Below are 25210 nucleotides of genomic sequence, written 5' to 3'. Positions count from 1 at the left end.
GTCGAGGCAATCGAATTCCTTGTATTCCAACGATTCCTGTTATTCCGGGGTACGCAATCCCCCTATAGGGGTGTACGCATCCTCTTGCTTCTTTGAATACCTTAACGCCTTGTAGGCGCTTCGCTGGGCTTTCCGGCGTGCGCGGTCGTGAGAGACAGGCAAGGCATATGAAGAGAATCGGACAATGGCTCGCAACGGTTGCGGGCATGATTGGTACAAGCGGCAAGCGGTTGGCGGCCGTCGTTGCCGCTGTGGCGATGCTCGTCGGTGTCGCCGGTGTGAGCGCAACCGCCATGGCCGACAATCGTTCAGACCTGAATGACAATGGAGCCTCGCAGGCGAATCCTCAGGCCGCTCGGGTCGAATCCGCTCAGGTGCAACGGAAGGAAGCCCTTGCCGAGGCGACTAATCTCAAGGCTGAGGCCATGCCTGCCGCTGCCGGAGATGCCGATCTGGGTGCCCCAACCCATCGTAAATACATCAAATACAACAATGACGGCACCTACTGGCTGAGTCTCGACGTGACGGGAGCCTCCCGCGCCAGTACCGAAGAGAAGCGTCAGCCCGCCGACGTGGTGCTGGTGATGGACACTTCCGCCAGCATGTCATCCTGCACGAAACCGGAATACAGCGAGAGCAATGGCACATGGACCTGTGCCGAGTATGCGAGCCCGTCGCGTTGGGATATCGCCAAAAAGGCGGCTTCCGATCTTGCCGAGAAGCTGCTTACCGACCAGAACGCGGCCCTGCCAGAGGATCAGCAAGTGCAGATGTCCGTGGTCGATTTTGACACTAAATCCAGGATCGAAAACCTCGGCAGCGGTCAGTGGAGTACTTCGGCCCAGGCGGTCATCAACTCGTACGACGGCATGGACGTAAGCTATGAGAACGGTGGCGGCACCAACTGGGAAGCCGCCCTTGCGGATGCGAATACACTCAACACCAACCGTGCCGGCGCGCAGAAGTACATCGTATTCGTCTCCGATGGTGCCCCATCATTCCGCAACAGCGAGATGAATACGGATTGCGGCACCTTGAAGGACCCGTCGGATTCGTATACTTACGGCGACTGCGACTACCGCGACACCGAGGGCGTCTACGGCACTGGCCAATCAAATCTCGACTACAACAATTACAACTTCGATGCCGCGGTGCAGGCTGCGAACAAGCGCAACAGTGCCACGCTCTATGCAGTGAGCACCGGTGACGAGGCGAACGACAAGATGACGAAGTTCGCCGAAACGATTGATCCGCACGGTACGTTCTTCGATGGCACCGATGCCACTGGCCTGACCAATGCGTTCGACGCGATCGTGCAGCAGATCACCACTAATTCGTCCTATCAGGACGTGCTCATCAAGGACACCTTGTCCGGATACGCGGTGAACACCGATGCGAACGGCGGTACTGGTTCGTTGGTAGGAACATCCGCCCATAAGGCCGACGGCAGTGATGTGACGCAGACGGATGCCGCCGCCAAGGCCATGACCGCTGATTACGATCCGCAGACCAAACAGCTGGAGCTGAACTTCCCCAAGGGTACGGTGCTCAGCCCGGACGTCACCTATACGGTGTCGATCATGCTCAAGCCGTCCGATGCGGCGTACGAGTATTTCATCGACCATTCCGGCGCATACCCAAGCGTCGGCGATCAGGGTACGGATGCCGAGGGCAATGCCACGAGCTCCGGCAAGCCCGGATTCTATGCGAATGCGGATGTGGCGGACGGGTCGACTTCCGCCAAGGTGTATTACAAGACGGTCACGCAGGTCGAAGGTCAGGATCCTGTGGTCAGCGAGCAGAAGAGCTCCGATTATGACCGGCCGGTCGTTCAGGTCAATGTGCCGAGCCTGACCCTCACCAAGGCCGTGGACAATACGAACGCCGGCGACTATGGTGCCAAGCCGTCCGATTGGGCACTATCCGCCACTAAGAACAACGGGGCCTATGGCATCCAATCGCAGGTGCCTGCAGGCCAGACCACTGCAGAAGGCACAGTGACGAGGCAATCCGTTGCCACAACGAAGCTCGCCCCCGGAACCTACACCCTGAGCGAAAAGGCCAACCCGCAATCCACGTACCGGTACTTCGGCGGATATTCCGCCGGCGACTGGTCGTGCACGGACGATCGGGGAGCAGCGGTCACCGTCACCAAACGCCAGGATGGCTCGCAGACCATGAATCTCCTCCAGGGTGCGAACATTACCTGCACCGTGACCAACACCGCCAAGCCGGGCGCCGTCCAGTGGCAGAAGGTCGATGAGCATGACCAGTCCGAGACCCTGCCCGGCTCCGAATGGACGTTCGCCTCCAAGGACGCCACAGCCGCGGGGTTCGCGAGCAAGAACGTCGTGGACGATGGGGCCAACGATGACGCTGCCAGCAATCCCGGCACTGTGAAGGTTGCCAACCTCAAGTGGGGCGAATACACGCTGCAGGAGACCAAGGCGCCGGGCGGCTATGCCAAGTCCGACAAGACCTATGAGGTCGCCGTCCTGCCTCCGGCCAGATTGTCCGGCGATGCCACCGAGTCAGAGTTCACGGTGCACGCCGGCGACAACGGCAAGATCACCAACACTCGGCTGGCAGTTTCCCAGTTGCCGCTCACCGGCGGCACTACTGGGCGGCAGTGGCTGATTGCCGGTGTCGGTGGCTTGGGCTTCGCGATGCTACTCGCTGCGGCCGGTCACACCATCTGGCGCAAGCGGCGATTGATTTAGCTCCGGGTAAGGGCGGGTTCGCCGGGCGATGGCGAATCTGCCGGACGCCGATCGGGAGGAATACCAGCATTATTCATGCCCGGCCGGCGGACAACAGAAGATTTGCGGATCGCGAGGGCCCGTGTTGCGGGACCGTAGCCTCCGCGATTGCAGAAAACACATCAATAAACAAACAGGAAAGAAGGGTTCTCTCATGGAGATGAGGAAACTATTCGCAGGCGCGGCCGCTCTGGCCACCCTGCTGGGTGGCCTGGCGTTCGGCGCCACCACCGCCAATGCGGCCGATTCCACGGATGTGGCCGTATCCGCCACTGATCTTGCCGCGAAGCAGGACATCACCATCAAGGGTGACGTGGAAGGCCACACGTTCACGGCCGTGCAGCTCGGCTGGTTCAGCTCCGCCACCAAGAACGCGGCGGGCGACGCGCTCACCGGCGTGACCGTCGAGACCTCCGATTACGAGGATTTCAACAACTGGCAACATCCGGATGAGAACAAGTTCGAGGAGCTGCTGTCCGAGAATCTTCCGCAGGGCTGGGACACCACCGATACCGGCAAGTACTACGTCGGCAATCCGGCCGGGTACATCACCACGCTGTCCAACGATCAGGAGAATACACTGTGGGCGGGCCAGCTGCGTGACTTCGTCACCGCCCTCGCCAAGAGCGATGACTTCCAGAATGGCATCAAGACTGATGGCGGCATCCCCACGGCCGGCACGTACACCGCAGCCGAGGATGGCCAGTCCGGCGTGATCTCCGGCCTGCAGCCCGGCCTGTACCTCGTCATCGACTCCACCTCCACCGATCCCGCCACGGTCTCCATCCCGATGCTGGTGGCCACCAAGGTGAACGGCCTGTCCATCAAGGGCCAGACCCAGGGCGAGGTCAACCTGAAGAACCAGACCCCGACCTTCACCAAGGGCGTGAGCCTGACCGCTGACGGCACCCCGGCCGACCATGTGGCCGCATCCTTCGGCGACACCGTGTACTACACGCTGACCACCGAGGTCCCGGTCACCACCGGCTACGACGACTTCGTCTTCGCCGTCAAGGACACCCTGCCCGCCGGCATCGTGTACAAGGCCGACTCCGCCAAGGTCTCCGTCGATGGGGCCGAGGCCGTGGCTCCGGCTGTTTTGTTTCAATGTTTGTTCGACAGGTTCGGCAGTGTTTTTCCGCAGTGTGGGCTGATGGTTTTCCGCAGTTTCGGCAGTGTCCGTGAGTGGTGTGGGGAGGCATCGGCTCGCCGCCTGTATATTCCCGAGTGTCAGTTCGATTTGGTTTCGGTCGGTTGCCGCTGGCCGAAGGCTCGGGAAGGAAAGGATTATGGCGATACCGATGCCCATGGTGCAGGATATCAGGAGACTTGATCGGCAGGGATTGTCCCGCGCGGAGATAGCGCGTCTGTTGCATGTTGATCGCGGGACGGTCGCGAAGTACGCGGATATGCGGGATTGCTCGCCCAGGCCGAAGACGGATCGCAGGTATGGTTCGAAGATCGACCCGTACACGCATCTGGTGGATTCGTGGCTGGAGGCGGACCGGTTGATGCCCCGCAAGCAGCGTCACACGATCAAACGGGTGCATGAGCGTCTGCTCGCGGAGACTGATTACGACGGGGAGTATTCGACCACGTTGCGTTACGTGCACCGGTGGCGCGAGGCGAACCGGAGCGGTGCGGATCAACAGGGGTTCTTACGTCTTGATTGGCGTGCGGGCAGCATGCAGGTCGATTTCGGTCTGGCCCGGGCCGTGATCGCGGGCGGGCAGACGGACGTGCATTGCCTGGTGGTCTCGTTGCCGTGGTCGAACATGCGGCTGTGCGTGGCTTTGCCGGGTGAGAACGCGGAGTGCCTGTGCCACGGCCTGATGCTCGTGTTCGAGCATATCGGCGGCGTGCCGCCGCTGGTCGTGATGGACAACGCCACCGGCGCGGGCCACAGGAACGCGAAGGGCGAGGTGACCCTGACCGACGTGTTCGCCGCGTTCGTGGCGCATCACCGGCTCGAGGTCAGGTTCTGCAACCCGTATTCGGGCAACGAGAAGGGCAGTGTGGAGAACGCGGTCGGGTTCCTGCGCCGCAACATCATGGTCCCGCCCCTGCATGCGGAATCCTACGAACAATTGAGCCGGCTCATGCTGGAGCGGTGCGACGAGCTGGCGGCAGAATCGTATTGCCCGCGTCTGATGGACGTGCCCGTCACGCAGGTGTTCGCCGAGGAGCGGGCATCGTTGATGCCTTTGCCGTCGACCGTGTTCGATCCGGTACGCTGGCAGACCCGTATGGCCGACAAATACGGGCTGGTCGATATCGACTCGAACCAGTACCTCGCCGGCGCCTGTCATGCCCGTTCGCGTGTTCTGGCCGCGATCCGGTGGGACACGGTCACGCTCACCTCGCCCGCCGCCGGGGAGTTCCTGGCCGAGTATCCCAGACTCTACGGCAAATCGAACAGTGTGGAGGACCCCGTACTCGTGCTTCCCCAGCTCGCGCTCAAACCACGCGCGTGGAGGGAAAGCACGATACGCCCTGATATTCCCGACGATATCCGCGGCTGGCTCGATTCCATGGACGACAAGACCCTCAGGGAAAGCCTCAAGGCGATCGCATACGCGTGCCAGGCGGCCGGGTTCGAGCCCGTGATGCAGGCATGCGACGAGATCCTCGCGCATAACAGGAACATGGGCCTGCACGCGGACACGCTCACCCCGATCGCGTTGCGCATGCGCGATGGCGACTGGCAATACCCCGGCGCCATCGACGAACCGGACCTGAGCGACTACGACCGGTTCATCACCAGTAGCAGTCATACCGACAACAACCAGGAGGCGGAACGATGAGCGCCGGACCCGATCCCGTGATCCCGACACACGTCGCAGACGAGCGTCCACGACCGAGAAAAGCGAACGGATCCTCGCGATGAGCCGGAGCCTGCCCCTGACGCGCAGCGTGCTCGCCGACACGCTCGCCGAGGCCACGCCCAACCAGCTCGATCTCATCGAACGCTGGTTCACGGCCGAACTCGACTCACGCGAGCAATCCAGACGCGCCCGCCTGCTCAAACAGGCCGGGTTCCCGGCCGACAAGACACTCGACGGCTACGACTGGACCAACCTGAACATGCCCGCCGACTGGGGACGCGAACAGCTCGAAAACCTCGAGTTCATCAGTCGGTGCGAGGACCTCGTGCTCTACGGGAGCGTCGGCACCGGCAAAAGCCACCTCGCCATCGCGATCGGCAGGCTAGCCTGCGCCAGGGGCGTACCCGTCCGGTTCTTCACCGCGACCGGCCTGCTCATGCGCCTGCGCCGCGCCCAACAGGAGAACCGGCTCGACCGGGAGCTCGCCGGCATAGGCAAGGCCGGACTCCTGATCATCGACGAGTTCGGCTACCTGCCCATCGACGAGGAAGGAAGCCGCCTCCTCTTCCAGATCATCTCCGACAGCTACGAGACAAGGAGCATCATCTACACCACCAACATCGAATTCAGCGGATGGGGACGCGTCCTGGGCGACAAGAACATGGCCGCCGCCCTCATCGACCGCACCGTCCACCACGGACGACTCATCAGATTCGAGGGCCGCTCCTACAGGAGCCAACACGCCCTCATGACCAAATAACCAACACAACGCAGACAGGCAGCGGCCATATACCAATACCGCACACACCGCGGAAAACCCGCTGCCTACACTGCGGAAAAACACTGCACACAACGCGGACACCAACTTGACAAAACACAGCTCCGGCATTGACCCAGGACGGTCAGGCGCTCACCTTCGACCTGTCCGGGCAGATCAAGGACCAGACCAAGGCCGGCAAGAAGATCGTGGTCACCTACGCCGCGGAACTGACCTCCGACGCCAAGGTGTACACGGATTCCATCCAGAACAAGAACGCCGCCACCCTGACCTACTCCAAGACGCCGAGCTCCGTGGCCGGCGAGGCCCAGACCGGCACGCTGGACGCCTCCGCATACGTGTTCACCGGCAAGTTCTCCATCACCAAGAAGGACAAGGCCGACAACCCGCTGACCGGCGCCGAATTCCAGGTCTTCAAGGGCGGCTGGTCCGACGACGCCGCCGCCACCGACCCGGAGACCACCCCGCTAAAGTTCGTCAAGGTCAAGGACGGCGTGTACAAGCTCGCCGACTCCGACGACACCGGCACCGTGGACACCATCCCGGCCGGCACCGCGGAACTGCAGGGCCTCGAGGGCTACTTCACCGTGAAGGAGACCAAGACCCCGTCTCCTGAGTACTCCGACGGGCTGAAGCCCACCTTCGTGGTCGGTCTGCACTCCGACTGGAACACCCCGAAGGACGCCGTCGCGCAGGCCACCTACAAGATGAACAGCGGCGATCCGTTCGACCTTGTCGACCTGCATGTCGACATCTTCACCGTGCACAACGTGAAGAACATCACCGAGCTGCCTCTCACCGGTGCCGCGGGCACTGTGCTGTTCGTGGTCGTGGCCGCCCTGCTTGCTGGCTCCGCCGTGACCGTGTACGCCAAGTCCCGCTCCACCAAGCGCGCACTCACCGCGTGAGTGGTGACAGTCATTCAACATTGATTGAGTGATTCCGCAGCCGGTCTGAGCAATCAGGCCGGCTTTTTCAATGCAAATTACGCGCGATTACATGTTGCAATGGAGGAAGAATAGTCTGAGATGCCCAATTCTATGTATCAGAGAAAAAGAATGAATGACCGAGGGAATGCGATGGGAGTAATCCCGCCAGTGTATTACGGTCGTCGACATTTATTTAAATATGACCCCAAAGCTGTTATCGCATATCGAATCAGTATTGAAATCATTGCTCCTGGACTCAACGCATCTACATTGGACCGTTCTCTACGGGTTTCTGCAATACGTTTTGCTGGATTTATTGCTGAAAGACAACTGGCGAAAGTTCAGAAAACAATGCATGCGCGTTATCCTTTGCGGTCGGACCTTATAGCGGCCGGAATTAGGGACGGGTCTGTCTTTATCGATGTTGCTGGGCAGATTATTCAGTATGGTTTCGATGTCATAGGGATTTTGGCTGCTGTTGATGGCACTCGCAGCTTTGTAGCTCATTGTGTTAGCGATATTGAAAGTATTGCGAATCGGATGAATAAAACCGGCAGCAGGCCGAAGCATGAACGTTCTTCAAACGATAGTCAGGTGGAAAGTGACTTACGCGATTTGAAGAGTAGCGGCCAAGTCAATGTTGATATTACTGCTCAGCCGGTTCGAAGAAGTGGGCCTAAGCATAATGCGCATCAGCGAATCCGGCTGTGAAGAGTGGGGCCAGGATAGTTCTGGATTGTGCCACGGAAATGCAAAAGCGCGGATTATGCGCTCGCGTGGCATACAACCGTGCCACGCGAGCGCATAATGGCTTGATTGGCGTCTGTGTGGCATGTTTTTGGGCGGAAAATGAGTGTAGCGCGCGGTGCAACGTGTCACGAGACTGCATTTTGCCTGTTATTGCACTGCCGTGGCACGCGATTCACGCGCGATTCTCCGAAAATGCGCAGTGCAGCGTTGCACTGCCTCATGCTGCCTCACGCTGCACTGAGCCGCGTCGCGCGACTGCGACTCACCCTGGCCTCGCACAATGCAATGGGGACAGAACAGCCCCCAATAGGGGGTATAAGTGTCCGAACTGCAAGCGATATCGTCCTAAATAATGGCGTGCCTCTCAATCGAGGGGTACAGAATCCAAGACAATTCGCAGTTCCTCAGCGGAATCGAGGGAGAGATGACCAGTGGCGGAGGGATGTTCAGCCCGGAGGAGATCAGATACCTCAAATCATTGCCGGCGGTGGCGGAAGTCACCGCGAAGCGCATCACCTATACCGATGAATTCAAGCGGTACTGCATCAGGCGTTACAACGAGGGCGCGTCGCCGGTGCGATTGTTTCGGGATGCCGGCCTGGATCCGGCACTGATTGGATACAAGCGGATCGAACGATGCATCGCCCGCTGGCGTGCCGCGCAAAGCAGGAATATGCGCGCCGACTTGGCCGTTTTGGCGAAAACGCCCGCGGGGGGGGTATCCAAAGCTGCATCGCCGCACGAGATACAGGAGTCTGCGGAGCTGCCAGAATCGCCGTCGCCGGTCGACACTGCGGACGAATCCGGCTTCCATATCGCCCCCGAACGGCGCGCCATCGTCGTGCCGTCGTCCGGGCAGGCGGAGCACGATACCGACTTGCGCGACCTGCTCATCGCGCAGCAGGTGCGTCTCGTCGATTCGCTGGAGCGGAAGGTCGATATGCTCGAGGCCATGCTGCACGCGCAGCGGAGAGACGGCCAATCCGATGACGAATCTGACGACGAGAGGCACGGTGGCGCAGCCCGAACCCGGGGAACCACCTGACTTCCTGACGTGCACTAATATAGGCATCGCGGTCACATATGGGCGCGCAGCAGGCAATCAGGCAGTCAATCGGCGAGGCGGTGCATGACCAGAGAACCCAACGAGGCGACGGAAATCGTAGGCGACAAAATCGAAACCGTTGAGGTATCCAAGCATCCTGAGGCGTCGATTCCCGTCACGGAACTTTCGTTGGCGGACATCGAGCGCCGGCGCTCGCATCCGGTGCGTGGAGTGCTGGTCATTCTGGCCGTGCTCGTGGCCATCGTCGCGCCGTACTGGTTCGGTCGCACGTTGGCGGTCAATAATACGGACGCCGTGGTCGCCGCGCTGGGCGGGGTCGAGCCGCGCGGCATCGCGCTGATCGGTTGGGCGGTGGTGGTCGTCGCCTATGTGGGGCTGGCGATGGCCGTGGTCGTTTCGCCGTCCTGGCCTTGGCTGATCGTGTTCGTGCTGGGCCTTGCCGCCGAGCAGTTCATCGCCGGGCTGAGTATGCTGAACCTGAACTTCTGGTACTCCACGTATGTGGTGTACGGCGATCAGGCCGGGGTTGCGAATGCCGCCAATCTGGGGATCCTGGCCGCCGCCATCGGCATCGCGGTGTACGCGGTGGTTTTTGTGGGACTACTGGTGCTGATCAAGAAAACGTCGCCCCTGAACTTCCTGACCAGAAGCTGGGCCAGCTTCATCCTGTACTTCGCCATTGAAGCGTTGGCTTTGCTTATCGTACTGTTCGGCGGACTGCTGACTGCGGTGTGAGCGGCGGATGCGCGCGTGCCGCGTTGCCCCGCACGCTCAGCTACGTCCTTACCCTGACCTATAGTTTCCATTTGGCGTAATTTCGCCCGCGGATAGAGAGCGTTTCGAGCGAGCCCGCACGGAACACCGCGCAACGGAACAATTAAGGAGGATGCCGTGGCACTGACGGCTGAAGAGAAGACCCAGATTATCAACGAGTACGCAACGCACGAAGGTGACACCGGTTCCCCTGAGGTTCAGGTTGCCCTCCTGTCCAAGCGTATTTCCGACCTGACCGAGCACCTGAAGCAGCACAAGCATGATCACCACTCCCGTCGTGGTATGCAGCTGATGATCGGTGACCGTCGTCGTCTGCTTGACTACCTCAAGGGCGTTGACATCAACCGTTACCGTTCCCTCATCGAGCGTCTGGGTCTGCGTCGATAATTGAAGACTTCCGCCCGAGTGCCTAAAATGGTGCTCGGGCGTTTTGCATATCGCCAACCAACGGCAACAACAACAAGAGGGTTAGAGGATAGGCCGTAACGTAAGCGGCAGAACAGAGAACCTGAATGAGATGGGTTGACACGAGGAACGGTGGCCAAGGGGCCAGCCGAAGCAAGGTATGTGACGTCCGCTGAAGAGGACATGCGGCATGTATCCGACGCGCTTGCAGTACACCATGTTTGCAGTACCGGCGCGTGCGATGCGGCTGTGAAGTATGTAGGAATAATCAGATAAATACAAAGGAGGAACCCTATGGAGGGTCCCGAAATCAAGGCCGTCGAGGCCGTAATCGATAACGGGTCGTTTGGCAAGCGCACATTGCGCTTCGAGACCGGTCGTCTGGCCCAGCAGGCCGATGGCGCCGTGGCCGCCTACCTGGACGACGATTCCATGATCCTGTCCACCACCACCGCAGGTTCCAGCCCGAAGGAGAACTACGACTTCTTCCCGCTGACCGTCGATGTGGAAGAGAAGATGTATGCCGCCGGCAAGATCCCGGGCTCGTTCTTCCGCCGTGAAGGCCGTCCGAGCTCCGAGGCCATCCTCGCCTGCCGTATCATCGACCGTCCGCTGCGTCCGCTGTTCCCGCACACCCTGCGCAATGAGGTGCAGGTCGTCGAGACCGTGCTCGCCGTGAACCCGGATGACGCCTACGACGTCATCGCGCTGAACGCAGCATCCGCCTCCACCATGATCTCCGGCCTGCCGTTCTCCGGCCCGGTGTCCGGCGTGCGTCTGGCCCTGATCGATGGCCAGTGGGTCGCCTTCCCGCGCTGGAGCGAACGTGAACGCGCCGTGTTCGAGCTCGTGGTCGCCGGCCGCGTGATCGAAAACGGTGATGTCGCCATCGCCATGATCGAGGCCGGCGCCGGCAAGAACGCCTGGCACCTCATCTATGACGAGGGCCAGACCAAGCCGGACGAGACCGTGGTCGCCCAGGGTCTTGAGGCCGCCAAGCCGTTCATCAAGGTCATCTGCGATGCCCAGAACGAGCTCAAGGAGAAGGCCGCCAAGGAGACCAAGGAATTCGAGCTCTTCCCGGAGTACACCGACGAGCTTTACACCCGAATCGACGAGATCGCCCACAAGGATTTGGACGAGGCGCTCTCCATCGCCGAGAAGCTGCCGCGTCAGGAGCGCATCCACGAAATCAAGGAGCACGTGCGCGAGGTTCTCGCCAACGAGTTCCCCGAGCTCGACGACGCCGAGAAGGACAAGGAACTCGGCAACGCATTCAAGGAGCTGCAGCGCCAGATCGTGCGCCGCCGCATCCTGACCCAGGACTACCGCATCGACGGCCGTGGCCTGCGTGACATCCGCACCCTGTCCGCTGAGGTGGACATCGTGCCCCGCGTGCATGGTTCCGCCCTGTTCCAGCGCGGCGAGACCCAGATCCTGGGCGTCACCACCCTGAACATGCTCAAGATGGAGCAGCAGATCGACGCGCTGAGCGGCCCGCAGTCCAAGCGCTACATGCACAACTACGAGATGCCGCCGTACTCCACCGGCGAGACCGGCCGCGTCGGCTCCCCGAAGCGCCGCGAAATTGGACACGGCGCCCTTGCTGAGAAGGCTCTGGTGCCGGTGCTGCCGAGCCGTGAGGAGTTCCCCTACGCTATTCGCCAGGTCTCCGAGGCCATCGGTTCCAACGGTTCCACCTCCATGGGTTCCGTGTGCGCATCCACGCTGTCCCTGCTTGCCGCTGGCGTGCCGCTGAAGGCACCGGTCGCCGGTATCGCCATGGGCCTCGTGTCCGGCGATGTCGATGGCCAGCACATCTACAAGACCCTCACCGACATCCTGGGTGCCGAGGACGCCTTTGGCGACATGGACTTCAAGGTGGCCGGTACTTCCGAGTTCATCACCGCCCTGCAGCTCGACACCAAGCTCGACGGCATTCCCGCCGACATCCTGGCCGCTGCCCTGCAGCAGGCCAAGGAAGCCCGCACCACCATCCTCGAGGTCATCAACGAGTGCATCGACGGCCCGGCCGAGATGAGCGAGTTCGCCCCGCGCATCATCACCACCACCGTTCCGGTCGAGAAGATCGGCGAGGTCATCGGCCCGAAGGGCAAGATGATCAACCAGATCCAGGAAGACACCGGCGCCGAGATCGCCATCGAGGATGACGGTACCGTTTTCATCTCCTCCGAGGGTGGCGAGGCCGCCGAGAAGGCCAAGCAGCTCATCGACCAGATCGCCAACCCGCATGTGCCGGAAGCCGGCGAGACCTACAACGGCAAGGTCGTCAAGACCACGAGCTTCGGCGCATTCGTGAACCTCACCCCGGGCACTGACGGTCTGCTGCACATCTCTCAGATCCGCAACCTCGCCAACGGCGAGCGTATCGACTCCGTCGAGGATGTGCTCAAGGAAGGCGACACCGTCGAGGTCGTCGTGCAGGGTGTGGACGATCGTGGCAAGATCTCCCTGGCCATCCCGGGCTTCGAGGATCAGGAATCCGGTGCTGGCGCTCGCGGCGGCCGTGGTGGCGATCGCGACGATCGTCGTGGCGGTGCCCGCGGTGGCCGTGATGATCGTCGTGGTGGTGCTCGCGGCGGCTCCCGTGGCGGCCGCGATGACCGCGGTTTCGACCGTGACGAGCATGCTGATCGCGACTTCGATCGTGACGATCGTGACGATCGCGATGTCCGTGATGTCCGTGATGATGATCGTCCGCGTCGCCGTCGTCCGGTTGAGCAGGATGACCGCGATTTCGATGACGAGTACGATGATCGTCCGCGTCGCCGTCGTTCCGCCGACCGTGATTTCGACCGCGACGATGATCGTGATGATGCCCGTCGTGGCGGCCGTCGTGGCGGCCGTGGCGCTGACCGTGATTTCGATCGCGATGATCGTGATGATGATCGTCCGCGTCGCCGTCGTTCCGCCGACCGTGGCTTCGATCGCGACGACCGTCGTTCCTCCGGCCGTGGCCGCGGTCGTGGTTCCGACCGCAACCCGCGTTACGCCACCGACGACAACTACGACGACTACCGCGCCGACCGCGAAGAGCGCTCCGAGCGCCCGCGCCGCCGCGTCCGTCGCGATTTTGATCCGTTCGAGGACTGACGTCCTCTCCGGATCCGTCGCGGCATAGCCGCTCCCCTCACCTACGGGGAACCCACTGGGTTCCCCGCTTGGCGGTTCGGTGTTCGAGGACTGACGTCCTCTCCGGATCCGTCGCAGGCGCGTGTAGCACGCGTGCTCGCTGGTGTCTTGCATCGGGAGGTCATTGTGACTGTATCTTCGGCTCCCCTTGTCAGGGGAGCTGACCTGCGGAGCAGGTCTGAGGGGTAGTTCGCCAACGACTTTCCACGCAGCCCACCAGCCCATCAGGCGGTCCGTTTCATGTCGTATGCCTTTGCACTGTGCCTATATCGCAGTGCAAAGGCATTTTTTTTCGTGCCACCGGAGTGCAGATTATGCGATATTGCGCTGGCGTGGCACGGGCTTATGTCGGAATCACTCTTTTTACCCCATAAATTGCGCCACGCGAGTGCAGCGCAAGGGGGTTGTGCGCTGTCGTGGCACTGGGCCCTGCCACGACAGCGCACAAGGCATGATATTGTGCTCGCGTGGCAGCTCGCGCTGCAGGGCATACAACACAACAACAAGTTATCCACCGTTTTTTCTCTTGCGATGTGGATAACTGAAGCTAGTGCCACATACCTTGGTAGAGCTTTCCCTTCGCGCCCCCAGCGGTTACGGTGGAACAATGGATGCGTATATCAATGACGATTTTCTTCCCGTGCCACCTCCAGGGGTGTTCGATGGCGAGTGCGAGCCGATGCCCGCTGCTTCAATGCATGCTTCAATGCGGGATAGTCTCAATACTCGCAGACAGGAAACGCTGCGTCGATGCGTACAGGAAGCCACGCGGCTTGACCGCAACCTACTGTTTGGCATGACCACCGCATTGATATTACATGAAGTGCCTCTTCCCGAGGACTGCGACTTGGACGGTTCCCGATTGCATACCGTGTTCAAGACAAAGGAGAAGCGGCTGCGTGCCAATAGTGCAACATTATGTCCGCATGTGTGGAAGTTCGTGCCACAGGCGCACATAGTGAAATTCAATGCGCGGGTGTATGCGCTCGATATGTTCCATGTGTGGGCCCAAATGGCAATCCATGTATCTCTGCGATCGCTGATCGTGCTCGGCGATTCCATAATCAACGTCATGAGCCGACGTCGCCAATGTGATACCAGACAGGTCTATTGCGAATTGGTGCGATTCGTGCAGTCGGTGACCGGATTCGCCGGCCGCCCTTCGTGCATCAGAGCATTGTCTCTGATTATGCCGGGTTCTTCGTCGCCGAAGGAATCCGAGCAAAGAATCGCCCTGCTTGCTCATGGCATTCCGCGGCCGAAGTTGAATTATGTTGTGCGCAATATCATGTTTGCCTCCGGTGCGGCAATGACGCTTGACCTTGCATGGCCGGAATATAAGGTCGCCGTGGAGTATGACGGCGACCAACATCGCACCGACAAAATGCAATGGCGCCGTGACCGGGAGAAGCGGGGCAAACTGGTGGGTCGCGGATGGTTGATTTTCACTGCTACTGCATCCAGTCTTGCGGACGATGATGCGCGAGCGGAATTCGCGTTTCATGTCGGCCGTGCACTGACTTTGCGTGGCGCGGACTTTGTCTTTCGACTGAAGGCTTTGCCGATTGAAGCATTGGCTCCTTTGCCGCGGAACGTCGATTGGACTGCGCTGGAGTCGAAAGTTGAATAAGGAGTGCGCACTGCTGATCATGTGCACTGCCACGTAGTATTACAGCATGATCGCGCTGCATGGGTGGGCGTTCGTGCCATGCGAGTGCATATTTGAGTCTATTGCGCTGGCGTGGCACGGGCTTATGTCGGGATCGCCCTTTTTTACTCCATAAACTGCGGCACGCGAGTGCAGCGCAGGGGGTTTGTGCGCTGTTGTGGCACGGGGTCTTGCCACGCCAGCGCAAAACAGTCCATATTACATTGGCGTGGCAGTGAGCTCGTTTGCCCGTCGATCACCGCTCGCGCAGCGGGGCGAGCTGGAAGACTTCGTCGGATTGGGCGGCGACCTCGGGGCTGTGCGTCACGATGATCACGCACTTGCCTTCCCGATGCGCCAGATCCTTGAAAATCGCCATGATGTCGTCCTGTGTGGCCAAATCGAGGTTGCCGGTGGGCTCGTCGGCCAGGATAATCTGCGGGTCGTAGCTCAGTGCGCGCGCGATCGCCACGCGCTGCTGCTCGCCGCCCGACAGATGCAGGATGCGTTCATTGAGATACTCTGGCTGCAGTCGCACCTTGGCGATCAGCTCGGCGGCGATCTCCTTCTTCGGCCTGTCGAAGGCCTTGCCTGAAGCGTCCATCGACAGCATGATGTTTTCCGCCACGGTCAGGGCCGGCAGCAGATTGAAGCTCTGGAAGATCACGCCGATGTCATGGCTGCGGAAGCGATAGCGATCAGCCTTGGCGAGATCCTCGCCATTATGCAGCACGCGTCCTTTGGTCGGGGTGGTGAGTCCCGAGAGCAGCGACAGCAGCGTGGTCTTGCCGGCGCCGGACGGTCCGGTGATTGCGATTACGCGGCCGGCGTGGAAGACGTAGTTCTTGTCGATGAGCACGCGCTTGCCGCCTTTGGTGTACGAGTAGGAGACGTGCTCCAGTTCCAGCGCGGCCGTGGTCGCGGAGTCTTGCGGCTTCTCATTGGCTGGAGTCGCGATGACGGTTGCGGTGGGGGATTCGGTAGTCATGATGATGTCCTTGAGGTGCTGGGATATGTGATTCGCCCACGGTGTAGGGATTCGCCCACGGTGTAGGGATGAAAAACGGCGGAATTCCGCCAATTCGAGTTTTCGGCTCCCTACATGGTGGGAAATTCCCTACACCGTGGGATAGGAAAGGGGCCGTATGCGGCGAGAAGGGATGCGTATGTGCGATGCGATGGCAGCGGAGCGGCGGCACGTGCACGTTGCATGCGCAGCCGCGGCACCGGCTACGAGCGGTCGGCGAGAATCTGCAGCGGTTCGTAGCGCATGACGAACACGATGCCGACCAGCGCGGAAATCAAAGTGAGTCCGAGTCCGATGAGGATCAGTTGACCCACCACCGCAAGATTCACCGTGGCGTTGATCTCGCTGACGTAATCGACTGCGCGATTCATGCCGAACGGTCCGCCGGACCGAGCATCGCGCGAATTGGCAGTACTGCCGGACGAAATGTTGCCATTGTCCGAAGTGGAATCGGAATCCGAGGAATCAGAGCCATTGCTCGCCCCGGTCGACGGCGAAGACCCCGCCGCCCCGCCAGGTCCGCCGCCCATGTCGGCCGCACGCCCGAATTGCTGCTGCTGGCTGGAGGCCTCGGACTCTTGCGCCGACACCTGCGAGGCGAGCAGCTGGTTCGACACCGGCACGGACGCCACTGCACCGCCGGCCACGCCCAGCGCGATGCCGCACATCGTGACAATGAGCAGCTCGATGACGAACTGCGCCGCCACCTTGGCTTTTTTCACGCCGATGGCGGTCAGCACGCCGACCTCATACTTGCGCTCGCGGATGTTGAACAGGTTGAGCACCACGAGCACCACCGCGCCCACCGCTAACACCACGATGAGCAGCGTCAGCGCGAACTTCGCCAGATTGTCGAGCGGCACAAGGCTGGATTCGTACTGCTCCACATCGGCGGATTGCACGGTGTATGTGTCGTCGAGTCCCGCGGCAGCGACATCGGAGGCGAAGGTCTCGTAGTCGTCGGCGCTGGAGAGCGCGTAGGTGTAATTGAGCTGGGTGGTCGTATTGTCGTTGTCGTCGTTCGCGGTGGTATCGGCATCAAGACCGAGCGATTGCAGTGTGGAGACCGACGTGTAGATGGCGTTGTCGGCGTCCTGCGAGGTGCCGCCCATCGGTCCCATCGCATTGGTGTTGCTGGAGGTGGAGTTCTCGTAGATGCCGCAGATGGTCAGCGTATAGGTCAGCGAGGTGTCGCTCGGGTTGGTGACGGTGATGGTGTCGCCCACCGAGAGATTGTTGAAGTCGGCCAGGGTCTTGGAGATGATGACCTTGCCGTTGTCCGACTCGTCGTAACCGAACACCGAGCCGGACGACATCGTGAACGAACCGTTTGCGGCGTTGGCGATGGCGGCGTCGGAGGAGAAGCCGGTCAGCGTGAAGTCTCCGGAGGTCATCATATTGCCTGGGCCGTCGCCGCGTCCGCCCATGTTCTGCCCGCCGTCAGGAGCCTGCATGCCCTGTCCGTTGCCGGCGTCCGCATCTGAGGAGCCAGTGGAATCCGAGGAATTCGCGGCGTTCGCGCTGCTGGACTCCACAGGCTGGAAGGAATCGGTGCCGGAGACCCCGGTGCTTTCGGAATAATAGGAGCTGACCGGCACGCTGGACGCCTTCTCATACTTCTGGTAATCCGCCAGAGTTAGGCTGCTGTCCTCCAGAGCGCTGCGCATCGAATCGAAGTCAGGCGCCGCGGTGTCGGAGGAGGAATCGCCTGACGAATCGGACGAACTCGCCTCACGCGCCTGCTCCATGAGTTTGCTGCGGTCCACGCTGATGGTGGCGGTCACCGACGTGTTCGCCAGCCCGGTTTCGCGCGCGTTGTCGGCGGCGCTCCGGATCGCGAGTCCGATGGTGGCCGCCGCGGCGATGATCGCCACGATCAGCACGATCAGAATATTGCGCCCCTTGTTCCGTATCACGGTTTTCCAGGCGTTGTTCAATACAAACATGTCGTGTCCTTGAGCTGATGCTGCATGTCGTACCTCAGCAATCCCGGCGGAAATCCCAAAACGCAATCGGCCGGGCATGATGGTATTCGGCAGATCATGGATCTGCGTTGCGCAGCATGTAATGGTGTGTTGTTTCGTGCGATTCCGCTCGGTCGGACGGACCTGATCCGTTCGCCGGCGCGGAACCTCTGCCCCCAACTATCGGCGGCGAGCATGATTGCCAGCTGCGCCAGGACTTACTGTTGCGCGCAAGGTCGATGATGCTGCCCTGTGACTTTGCTGGATGCTTCCTGAACTCGACTGCGCGGCTTCGTACGCATGCCGCAGCGATGCGATGCTCGCGTTTCGCCCGATGCTATGGAAGAATGAAACTGGAACACAGCAATCGCGCCGGCGGCTGCCGGTGCGGCGCACAGTGAGGAGCGTCGCAGACTGTCCTCACCGATGCCGCGATCGCGAGAAGGGCGGGGAAATCATGAATCCGGGTACTATTGTCGGCATTGTCGTCGTCATCCTGATCATCGCACTGATTGGTTGGGCGGTCAGCGCATACAACAATCTCGTCACACTGAAAAACCGCGTGAAGAACGGTTGGGCGCAGATCGACGTACAGCTGAAGCAGCGCGCGGATCTGATTCCCAACCTGGTGGAGACGGTGAAGGGATACGCGGGGCATGAGTCCGCGGTGCTCACCCAGGTGACCGCCGCCCGCGCCGGTGCCGTGGTGGCCGCCGGCGATCCGAATGCGACTGCCGCGCAGCGCGCCGATGCCGAGAACGCGCTCTCCCGTGCGCTGCTGAACCTGCAGGCCACCGCCGAGGCATACCCGCAATTGCAGGCCAACCAGAACTTCCTGGATCTGCAGGGGCAGCTCAAGGAACTTGAGAACAAGATCGCATACGCGCGCCAGTTCTACAACGATGTGGTGCTGAAGCTCAACACCGCCATCGAGACCGTGCCGACGAACATCATCGCCGGACTGTTCCATTTCGAGCAGGCGCAGTACTTCCAAACGGATGACGCTTCCCGGCAAGCGCCGCAGGTCAGGTTCTGATGCGCAAGCGGATGATTCGCGCCGCCATCGCCACTGTGCTTTTCACAGTGCTGATGGCGTTCATCTTCGGTTCGTTCGTATTGATTCCCGCGGGCACCAGCAGCCTCGCCGACCTGAGCTACCGCTCGCTCGACTATGACGTGAACGTCACCGGCGATGGCGATCTTGAGGTCACGCAGCACATCGATATGAAGCTGCGCAAGCGCGCCGACGGCGACGACAATGTCAAACCGTGGAAACAGCTGTACCAGCAGTACACTTTGCGCGCGGACAATCTCACCGACATCACGGACATCAGCGTCACCAACGTCACCACCGGAACCCGCTACGCCCAGCAGAGCGAGCCCAAGGTACCCAGCGACGTGCCGGATTCGGTATGGGACTCCGATTATGCCAATCACTGGTACATCGCCGACGTGGACGCGGGCGGCAACAATCCGCGGGCATACGTTCCGGGCGAGGACGGGCTGACGCCTGGCCAGGTGTCCGACTACAGCAAAACCGTGGAAATCGGATGGAATATCCCCGTCACCGAATCGGCGGACAGTCTGAAGTTCGATGTGCACTTCACCATGCACGATGTGGCGACCCAATGGGATGACATCGCCGCGTTCCAGTGGGAGCCGTTCGGCAAGTCGAATCAGGTGCCGATCGGCGTGGTCAGCGGCACCGTGCACTTCCCGGAAGGCATCACCAAGAACACGTCCTGGGGTTGGCTGCACACCGAACGCACGTCGGAAACCAGCCGTGCCGCGGACGGTGGCCTGACGTTCAAGGCATACAACATCAGGTCTGGCGATTATCTGGATGTGGTGGCCGCCTGGACCTCCGCTCCTACTACGAGCGGCATTGCGCGCACGTTGCCCGGCGATCATCTTGATGCGCTCAAGGCGGACGAGACAAGGCAGGAGCAGCAGTGGCGCGACAGACAGCACAATGCCGCCGTCGCAAGGCTCACGTTCTGGATCATCAGCGTCACACTCGGCATTGCCTTGGTGATTTGGGGCCTGTACGCCTCGATTATCAGCAACCGGAACGCCCAATACCACGGCCCGGTCGAATACTGGCGTGACAAGCCCGGCATCAGCCCCGCCTCGGCCGCCCGCCTCCTCGATGTGATGGAGCAGGGGCGTCGCTCCCGCAGCAACCGGCAGCTCACGGCCACGATGCTTGCGCTCGCCGTCAAGAAGGCCATTACGATCTATCCCGGTCCTGCGGAGATGTACCGTGGCATCGACATGAGCCGCGCCACGGCCCTGGGCGTAAGTCACATGATCGACCGTGGTGCGGTCAATCGTCAGCTGGTCAAAACCACCAGCACCATCGTGATCATGCCCGAGGCCATCGATCAGACGCCGAACAAGGCTCAGTTCGGTCTGAGCGACTCAGAGAACGCGCTGCTCAAGCTGCTTGTCGTGATCTCCAAGCGCGTGGGCAGTCCGGTGTTCGACTTCAATCAGATGAAGGCAGCGTGCGAGGACTGGGAAGACGGGTATATCGAACTCGGCAAGTTTACCGGTGCCTGTGACATCGAATATACGATGCTCGACGTCTCCCGCGCCCGCGGCTGGCAGTGGATTCTCGCCGGCACTTTGGCGGCGGTCGATGGATTCGCCATCATGCTCGCCAACCTGATCATCGGGTATGCTGCGGTCGGCCTGATTCTTGGACTGCCGGTGTTCGCGATGGGTATCTTCTGCGCCACCTCAGGCTCGATGCAGGAGCTGACCAAGCGTGGACAGGGGTACGCCGGCCGCGTGCTGGGCCTGAAGCGGTATATGGAGGACTTCTCCGATTTCAGCGATCGTGGCGCCGCCGACCTCGCCCTGTGGGATTGGTATATGGTGTATGCCGCGGCGTTCGGCATCAGCGACCGCGTGGCCGCGGAATTCGCCAAGGCGTATCCGCAGGTCAACGACCCGCGTTGGCTTGACGACAACGCCTCCGATTCGGTGCTGTACTGGTCGTATCGTTCGCATATGTGGGATGAGCGCTATTATGGCGGCGGCTATGGTGCCGGTTCCGCTGGTTCTGCCGGCTTCGGTGCTGGTTCGTTGTTCGGCGGAAACTCGTACGCCCCCGATTTCTCCGATCTAGGCACGCAGCTGTCTTCCGGACTGGGTGACATCACCTCCACCATCCAAGCGGCCATGCCATCCTCCGATTCCGGCGGCGGGTCGAGTTTCGGCGGTTCCGGCGGCAGCTTCTCCGGCGGCGGCTTCGGCGGTTCCTCAGGCGGTTCCGGCGGCGGTTCCTTCGGCGGCCGCTGACCGTGATGCGCGGATACGGTGCTTTGCCGCGTTGCTGTGCTGCTGTGCTGCCGTATTGCAGAGGGCACATTGCGACGAAATCCAGACAAATGCCTAGTCTTGAAGACAAGAGGATAATCAATTCGATACACGAATCGCAAAGGAGCCATCATGGCACTGTTCCGTAACCTCGGTCCATTTTCCACCACCGCCATCGGCCACGGCGAGATGCCGCTGACCATCGAAAACAATCGCGGCCATGATGTCGGCATCGAAACCCTGCACGCCTCGCTCGACGCAGGCTGCCGCCACATCGACACAGCTTGGGCCTACTACACGCCCGGCGAGGAGGAGCAGACCGGTGAGAAGCTGGTCCGTGAGGCGCTGGCCACGTGGAAGGGACCGAAAAACGAGGTCACCGTGGCCACTAAGATCGGCCTGCGCCGCGTCTGGGGCGAGAACGGAGAGCCGCTGTGGCCCCGCGACGGCAAGCCGGAGCATCTCATCGAATACGGCAAGCAGTCCGCGCTGGCGCTCGGCGTCGACACCATCGATTTGCTGTATCTGCACCGTCATGATCCCGAAGTGCCGTACAACGAGTCCATCGAGGCTCTGAAGCAGCTGGTGGACGAGGGCGTGGCCCGTGTGGCCGGCGTATCCAACGCTTCGATCGAGCAGATCGACATCGCGCGTTCCATCCTCGGCGACAAGCTCGTGGCTGTGCAGAACCAGTACTCGCCGATTCATCTCGATACGCAGGACACGCTCGACTACTGCGCCAAGCTGGGACTGGCGTTCGTGTGCTGGAGCCCGCTCGGCGGCTACCGTCACCCCTACGACGAGTCCAAGTTCGACCCGTTCCGCGAGGTGGCCTCAGCCCACGGCGTGAGCTACCAGCGCGTGGTGCTGGCCTGGGAGCTCGCCAAGGGCGACCATATGTTCGTGATCCCCGGCGCCCACCGTCCGGAAACCATCCTCGACTCCCTCAAGGCCGACCAGCTCGAGCTCAGCCCGGAAGAACTCGCCAAGCTCGGCTGATTGCTTCTCGCAGCAACGTCCTGACAGGGAAGCCCTACAAGGAGATTCCATGCGCAAGAAGCTGATTCTCGACCTTGACACCGGCATCGATGACGCCATGGCCATCGCCTATGCCTTGGGAAGTGCCGACGAGGCGGACCTCATAGGCATCACCGCCACGTATGGCAATGTCGCGGTGCCGCTTGCCGCACGCAATGCGCTGGCCGTGCTCCACCTGTTCGGCCGTGACGACGTACCGGTGTACCCCGGCGTTGACCATCCCATCGCGCCTGTTAATATTGCGCACAATATCGCGGCCCCAGCTGCAGTTGCCGCTGCCGCAGATGACGCCGTGCCGCCGATCGATCAGGCATATGCCGACTGGCGCGATGGCGGTAGGGGAGGCTGGCCGCGAGATGCAGTATGGGCTCCCAGCGCCGGTTCGGTGGCGGTTCATCATCCCAATGGCATCGGTGGCGCGGTGATTCCCGATTCGCCGAGGGAACCGGAGCCGAAAGGTTCCGCGGTCGGATTCATCGTCGATGCGATGCGTAAGTACGGGCCGGATTTGATCGTTATACCCACGGGCGCGATGACCACGATGGCCACCGTGTTCCGCAATGCGCCGGATGTGCGGGATTGCGGCGCGAACGTGACGTTCATGGGCGGGTCGCTGACGTTGCCCGGCAACGTCAGCCCCGCTGCCGAAGCGAACATCTCCCAAGATCCCGAGGCTGCCGATTACCTGTTCAAGTGCGGTGCTCGCACCACGATGATTGGCCTCGACGTGACCCACCAGACTGCGCTCACTCGTGAGAAGGCTCATCAATGGGCTGATCTCGGCACTCCGGCCGGCGACTTCCTCGTCACCATGACCGACTATTACATTGATTTCTATCTCAGGAATCAGCCGGAGATTCACGGCTGCGGACTGCACGACCCGCTGGCTGTCGCCGCAGCGCTCGACCCGAGCCTGGTGACGACGTTCGGCTTCAACCTTCAGGTGGACGTGGATGGGCCGTTCCGCGGGCGTACCATCGGCGATCGGTCGCGCCTTCAGGACCCCGACAAGCACACGCAGGTCGCCCTCGGCGTGGACGTGCCGGCATTCCTCGACCGGTTCATGGCCCGCGTCACCAACGCCGCAGCTGTATGCTGACCTGCCGCATATCTGCGGCATTCCGACGTAGATATGCGGCGGATAGTGGCAGGTCAACGCAGCGCCGTGTTCCCCTCTAGTGTGTTCCCGTCTGGCTGCTCACCGTACTACCTCACCAAACGTACACTGACTCCCGCTCAGCGTACGTTTACTGAGAAAAAGGGCGACTGTGGCTATGACCGCCGGCCCAGACGCCGGCTCAGTGCACGTCCGTTGCGATTTCGGCGGCGTCACGGGCCTGCATCCTGCCGACCAGATAACGGGCGGCGAACACCAGTCCGATGGCGGCCGCGGCCAGAATCGCGGAACCGATGTAACCGGCTACATAAGAACCGGTCGAGTCATAGAAGCTGGCGCTGATCTTCGGGCCGACGAACGCACCGATGCCATAGCCGATGAAGATCAGACCATAATTGCGATTGTAGAAGCGCGAGCCGAACACGTTCTTGACAATCGGCGCGAACACCACCAGAAGGCCTCCGAACGAGAAGCCCACCAGGCAGATGCACAGGATGAAGTACGGCAGCGTGTGCGCCATCGTGAGCATCACCATCGACAGACCGTTCAGCACCAGCACCAATACCAGCGAATTCCAGCCTTTGAGTCGGTCGTAGATGAAGCCGAAGCCGATGCGTCCGCACATGTTGGCCAGCGTCATGATGCTCACGCACAAGGCGGCGGTCATGGCAGTCTGGCCGATCTGCTTCTGCGCGATGGGGGAGGTGGCGCTGACCATCATCGTGCCGGCGGCATTGGCGAAGATGAACATGAGCAGCATCACCCAGAACACCGGAGTCTTCACCATCTGCGGAATGTTGTAGTTCTTGGTATTGAGATCCTTGGCCTGCTCCTTGCTGGGCGTCCATCCTTCCGGAGTCCATCCTTCCGGGCAGGGCACGATCATCCATGCCACCGCGCCTACACCGATCAGGAAGATCACTGCCAGAATCTTGCAGGCGGATTGCGCGCCATAGGTGTCGATAAGCCACTGGGCGATCGGCGACATGATGAACGGGCCACAGGAAGCGCCGGCCTGCACCAGACCGGAAATCGAGCCGGCCTTGTCTGGGAACCACTTCAGCGCGGTGGGCAGGCAGGCCGGATAGATGGTGCCGGCGCCGGCGCCGGCAAGGATGCCGTAGAACAGGTACAGCTGCGGAATCGAGGAGGCGAAGCCGGTGAGGAACCAGCCGGCTGCGAAGAACACCAGACCGATGTAGATGGCCACGCGCGGCTGGAGCTTTTCGGCCAGTAGTCCGCCGAGGAAGCCCACTGCGCAGTACACGAACATGTAGATGGTGTAGGCCATGGAGAAGTCCGAGCTGCTCCAGTCGAACTGGGTGGTCAGGGGCAGCGCGAACAGGCTGAAGAACGCGGTGGCCGAGGTGAACAGGCTTTGGATCCAGACGCCGGCGAACACGCGCCAGCGGGTTGCTTTGGTGATGGTCATGGTCGAAGAATCCTTGTGAACGACAATTATGAAACAACGATGATGAAACGACAATCGTGCTGGTGATTCGGGAATGGCTTGCCTTGGGAAGGTCGTTCCCGATGATTCGATTTCGCCTCAATCGGGAACGAAATCGATGCGGAACCAGACACGTGCCGTTGCTGGGGCAGTCGAAGCCTGGCCGAGTCGGATTTCGTGCCGTACAGCTTGCTGCCTGCCGG

General features: G+C 61.1%; 18 protein-coding genes. 15 read left to right on the top strand and 3 right to left on the bottom strand.

Annotation, left to right across the window (positions count from 1 at the left end; all coding sequences use genetic code 11):
* Positions 1-167: 167 nt before the first annotated feature.
* From BREU_RS08980 to BREU_RS08935, 11 genes are all read left to right on the top strand, one after another.
* Positions 168-2720: a DUF7604 domain-containing protein gene (locus BREU_RS08980; RefSeq protein WP_044090467.1), complete on the top strand. Its 2553-nt coding sequence runs from the start codon at positions 168-170 to the stop codon at positions 2718-2720.
* 193 nt (positions 2721-2913) lie between these two features.
* Positions 2914-4092, top strand: coding sequence for an isopeptide-forming domain-containing fimbrial protein (locus tag BREU_RS08975; protein ID WP_044095925.1), 1179 nt, complete (start codon positions 2914-2916; stop codon positions 4090-4092).
* Positions 4049-5563 carry an IS21 family transposase gene (istA, locus tag BREU_RS08970; RefSeq protein ID WP_044090687.1) on the top strand — a complete coding sequence of 505 codons (1515 nt, stop codon included), beginning with the start codon at positions 4049-4051 and terminating at the stop codon, positions 5561-5563. The genes BREU_RS08975 and istA overlap by 44 nt, the downstream gene beginning before the upstream one ends.
* Complete coding sequence (gene istB, locus BREU_RS08965; RefSeq protein WP_044095924.1) at positions 5532-6344, top strand: IS21-like element helper ATPase IstB; 813 nt, start codon at positions 5532-5534, stop codon at positions 6342-6344. Before istA ends, istB begins: the two co-directional genes overlap by 32 nt.
* Before the next feature lie 128 nt (positions 6345-6472).
* Entirely contained in the window at positions 6473-7270 is a 798-nt protein-coding gene (locus BREU_RS08960) for a SpaA isopeptide-forming pilin-related protein (RefSeq protein ID WP_052382102.1), read from the top strand.
* A gap of 120 nt (positions 7271-7390) precedes the next feature.
* Positions 7391-8002 (top strand): hypothetical protein, encoded by a 612-nt coding sequence (locus BREU_RS11965; protein ID WP_140490455.1) that lies wholly within the window; start codon positions 7391-7393, stop codon positions 8000-8002.
* A gap of 463 nt (positions 8003-8465) precedes the next feature.
* A complete protein-coding gene (locus BREU_RS12440; RefSeq protein ID WP_044095923.1) occupies positions 8466-9086 on the top strand; it encodes a hypothetical protein in 621 nt (206 codons plus the stop codon).
* 84 nt (positions 9087-9170) lie between these two features.
* Positions 9171-9842, top strand: a complete 672-nt coding sequence (locus BREU_RS08950) for a hypothetical protein (protein WP_044089620.1) — start codon at positions 9171-9173, stop codon at positions 9840-9842.
* Between the two features lie 156 nt (positions 9843-9998).
* Complete coding sequence (gene rpsO / locus BREU_RS08945; protein ID WP_044089619.1) at positions 9999-10268, top strand: 30S ribosomal protein S15; 270 nt, start codon at positions 9999-10001, stop codon at positions 10266-10268.
* Positions 10269-10580: 312 nt separating this feature from the next.
* Positions 10581-13400 (top strand): polyribonucleotide nucleotidyltransferase, encoded by a 2820-nt coding sequence (locus tag BREU_RS08940; protein ID WP_044089618.1) that lies wholly within the window; start codon positions 10581-10583, stop codon positions 13398-13400.
* Positions 13401-14046: 646 nt separating this feature from the next.
* Complete coding sequence (locus BREU_RS08935) at positions 14047-15069, top strand: hypothetical protein (protein WP_238567046.1); 1023 nt, start codon at positions 14047-14049, stop codon at positions 15067-15069.
* Between the two features lie 274 nt (positions 15070-15343).
* Here the strand turns inward: BREU_RS08935 and BREU_RS08930 are convergent, their stop codons facing one another.
* A complete protein-coding gene (locus BREU_RS08930) occupies positions 15344-16075 on the bottom strand; it encodes an ABC transporter ATP-binding protein (RefSeq protein ID WP_081886654.1) in 732 nt (243 codons plus the stop codon).
* Positions 16076-16317: 242 nt separating this feature from the next.
* Positions 16318-18060: an ABC transporter permease gene (locus tag BREU_RS08925; RefSeq protein WP_044089615.1), complete on the bottom strand. Its 1743-nt coding sequence runs from the start codon at positions 18058-18060 to the stop codon at positions 16318-16320.
* A 475-nt stretch (positions 18061-18535) separates the two neighbouring features.
* On the opposite strand from BREU_RS08925, the gene BREU_RS08920 reads away from it, so the two are divergent.
* The 4 genes from BREU_RS08920 to BREU_RS08905 all read left to right on the top strand — a co-directional run bounded on the left by BREU_RS08920 (position 18536) and on the right by BREU_RS08905 (position 23539).
* On the top strand, positions 18536-19114 hold the full coding sequence (locus tag BREU_RS08920) for a LemA family protein (RefSeq protein ID WP_044089614.1): 579 nt from the start codon (positions 18536-18538) through the stop codon (positions 19112-19114).
* Positions 19114-21384 carry a DUF2207 domain-containing protein gene (locus BREU_RS08915; RefSeq protein ID WP_044089613.1) on the top strand — a complete coding sequence of 757 codons (2271 nt, stop codon included), beginning with the start codon at positions 19114-19116 and terminating at the stop codon, positions 21382-21384. The genes BREU_RS08920 and BREU_RS08915 overlap by 1 nt, the downstream gene beginning before the upstream one ends.
* 150 nt (positions 21385-21534) lie before the next feature.
* Entirely contained in the window at positions 21535-22401 is an 867-nt protein-coding gene (locus BREU_RS08910; protein WP_044089612.1) for an aldo/keto reductase, read from the top strand.
* Positions 22402-22450: 49 nt separating this feature from the next.
* Positions 22451-23539 (top strand): nucleoside hydrolase, encoded by a 1089-nt coding sequence (locus tag BREU_RS08905; protein WP_044089610.1) that lies wholly within the window; start codon positions 22451-22453, stop codon positions 23537-23539.
* Between the two features lie 199 nt (positions 23540-23738).
* On the opposite strand, the gene BREU_RS08900 is transcribed toward BREU_RS08905, so the two are convergent.
* On the bottom strand, positions 23739-24989 hold the full coding sequence (locus BREU_RS08900; protein ID WP_044089609.1) for an L-lactate MFS transporter: 1251 nt from the start codon (positions 24987-24989) through the stop codon (positions 23739-23741).
* Between the last annotated feature and the right edge of the window lie 221 nt (positions 24990-25210).

Source organism: Bifidobacterium reuteri DSM 23975, assembly GCF_000741695.1.
GTDB classification, from domain to species: Bacteria; Actinomycetota; Actinomycetes; order Actinomycetales; family Bifidobacteriaceae; genus Bifidobacterium; species Bifidobacterium reuteri.
The sequence above is the reverse complement of the archived record's forward strand: the minus strand, read 5'-3'. Positions and strand labels throughout refer to the sequence as shown.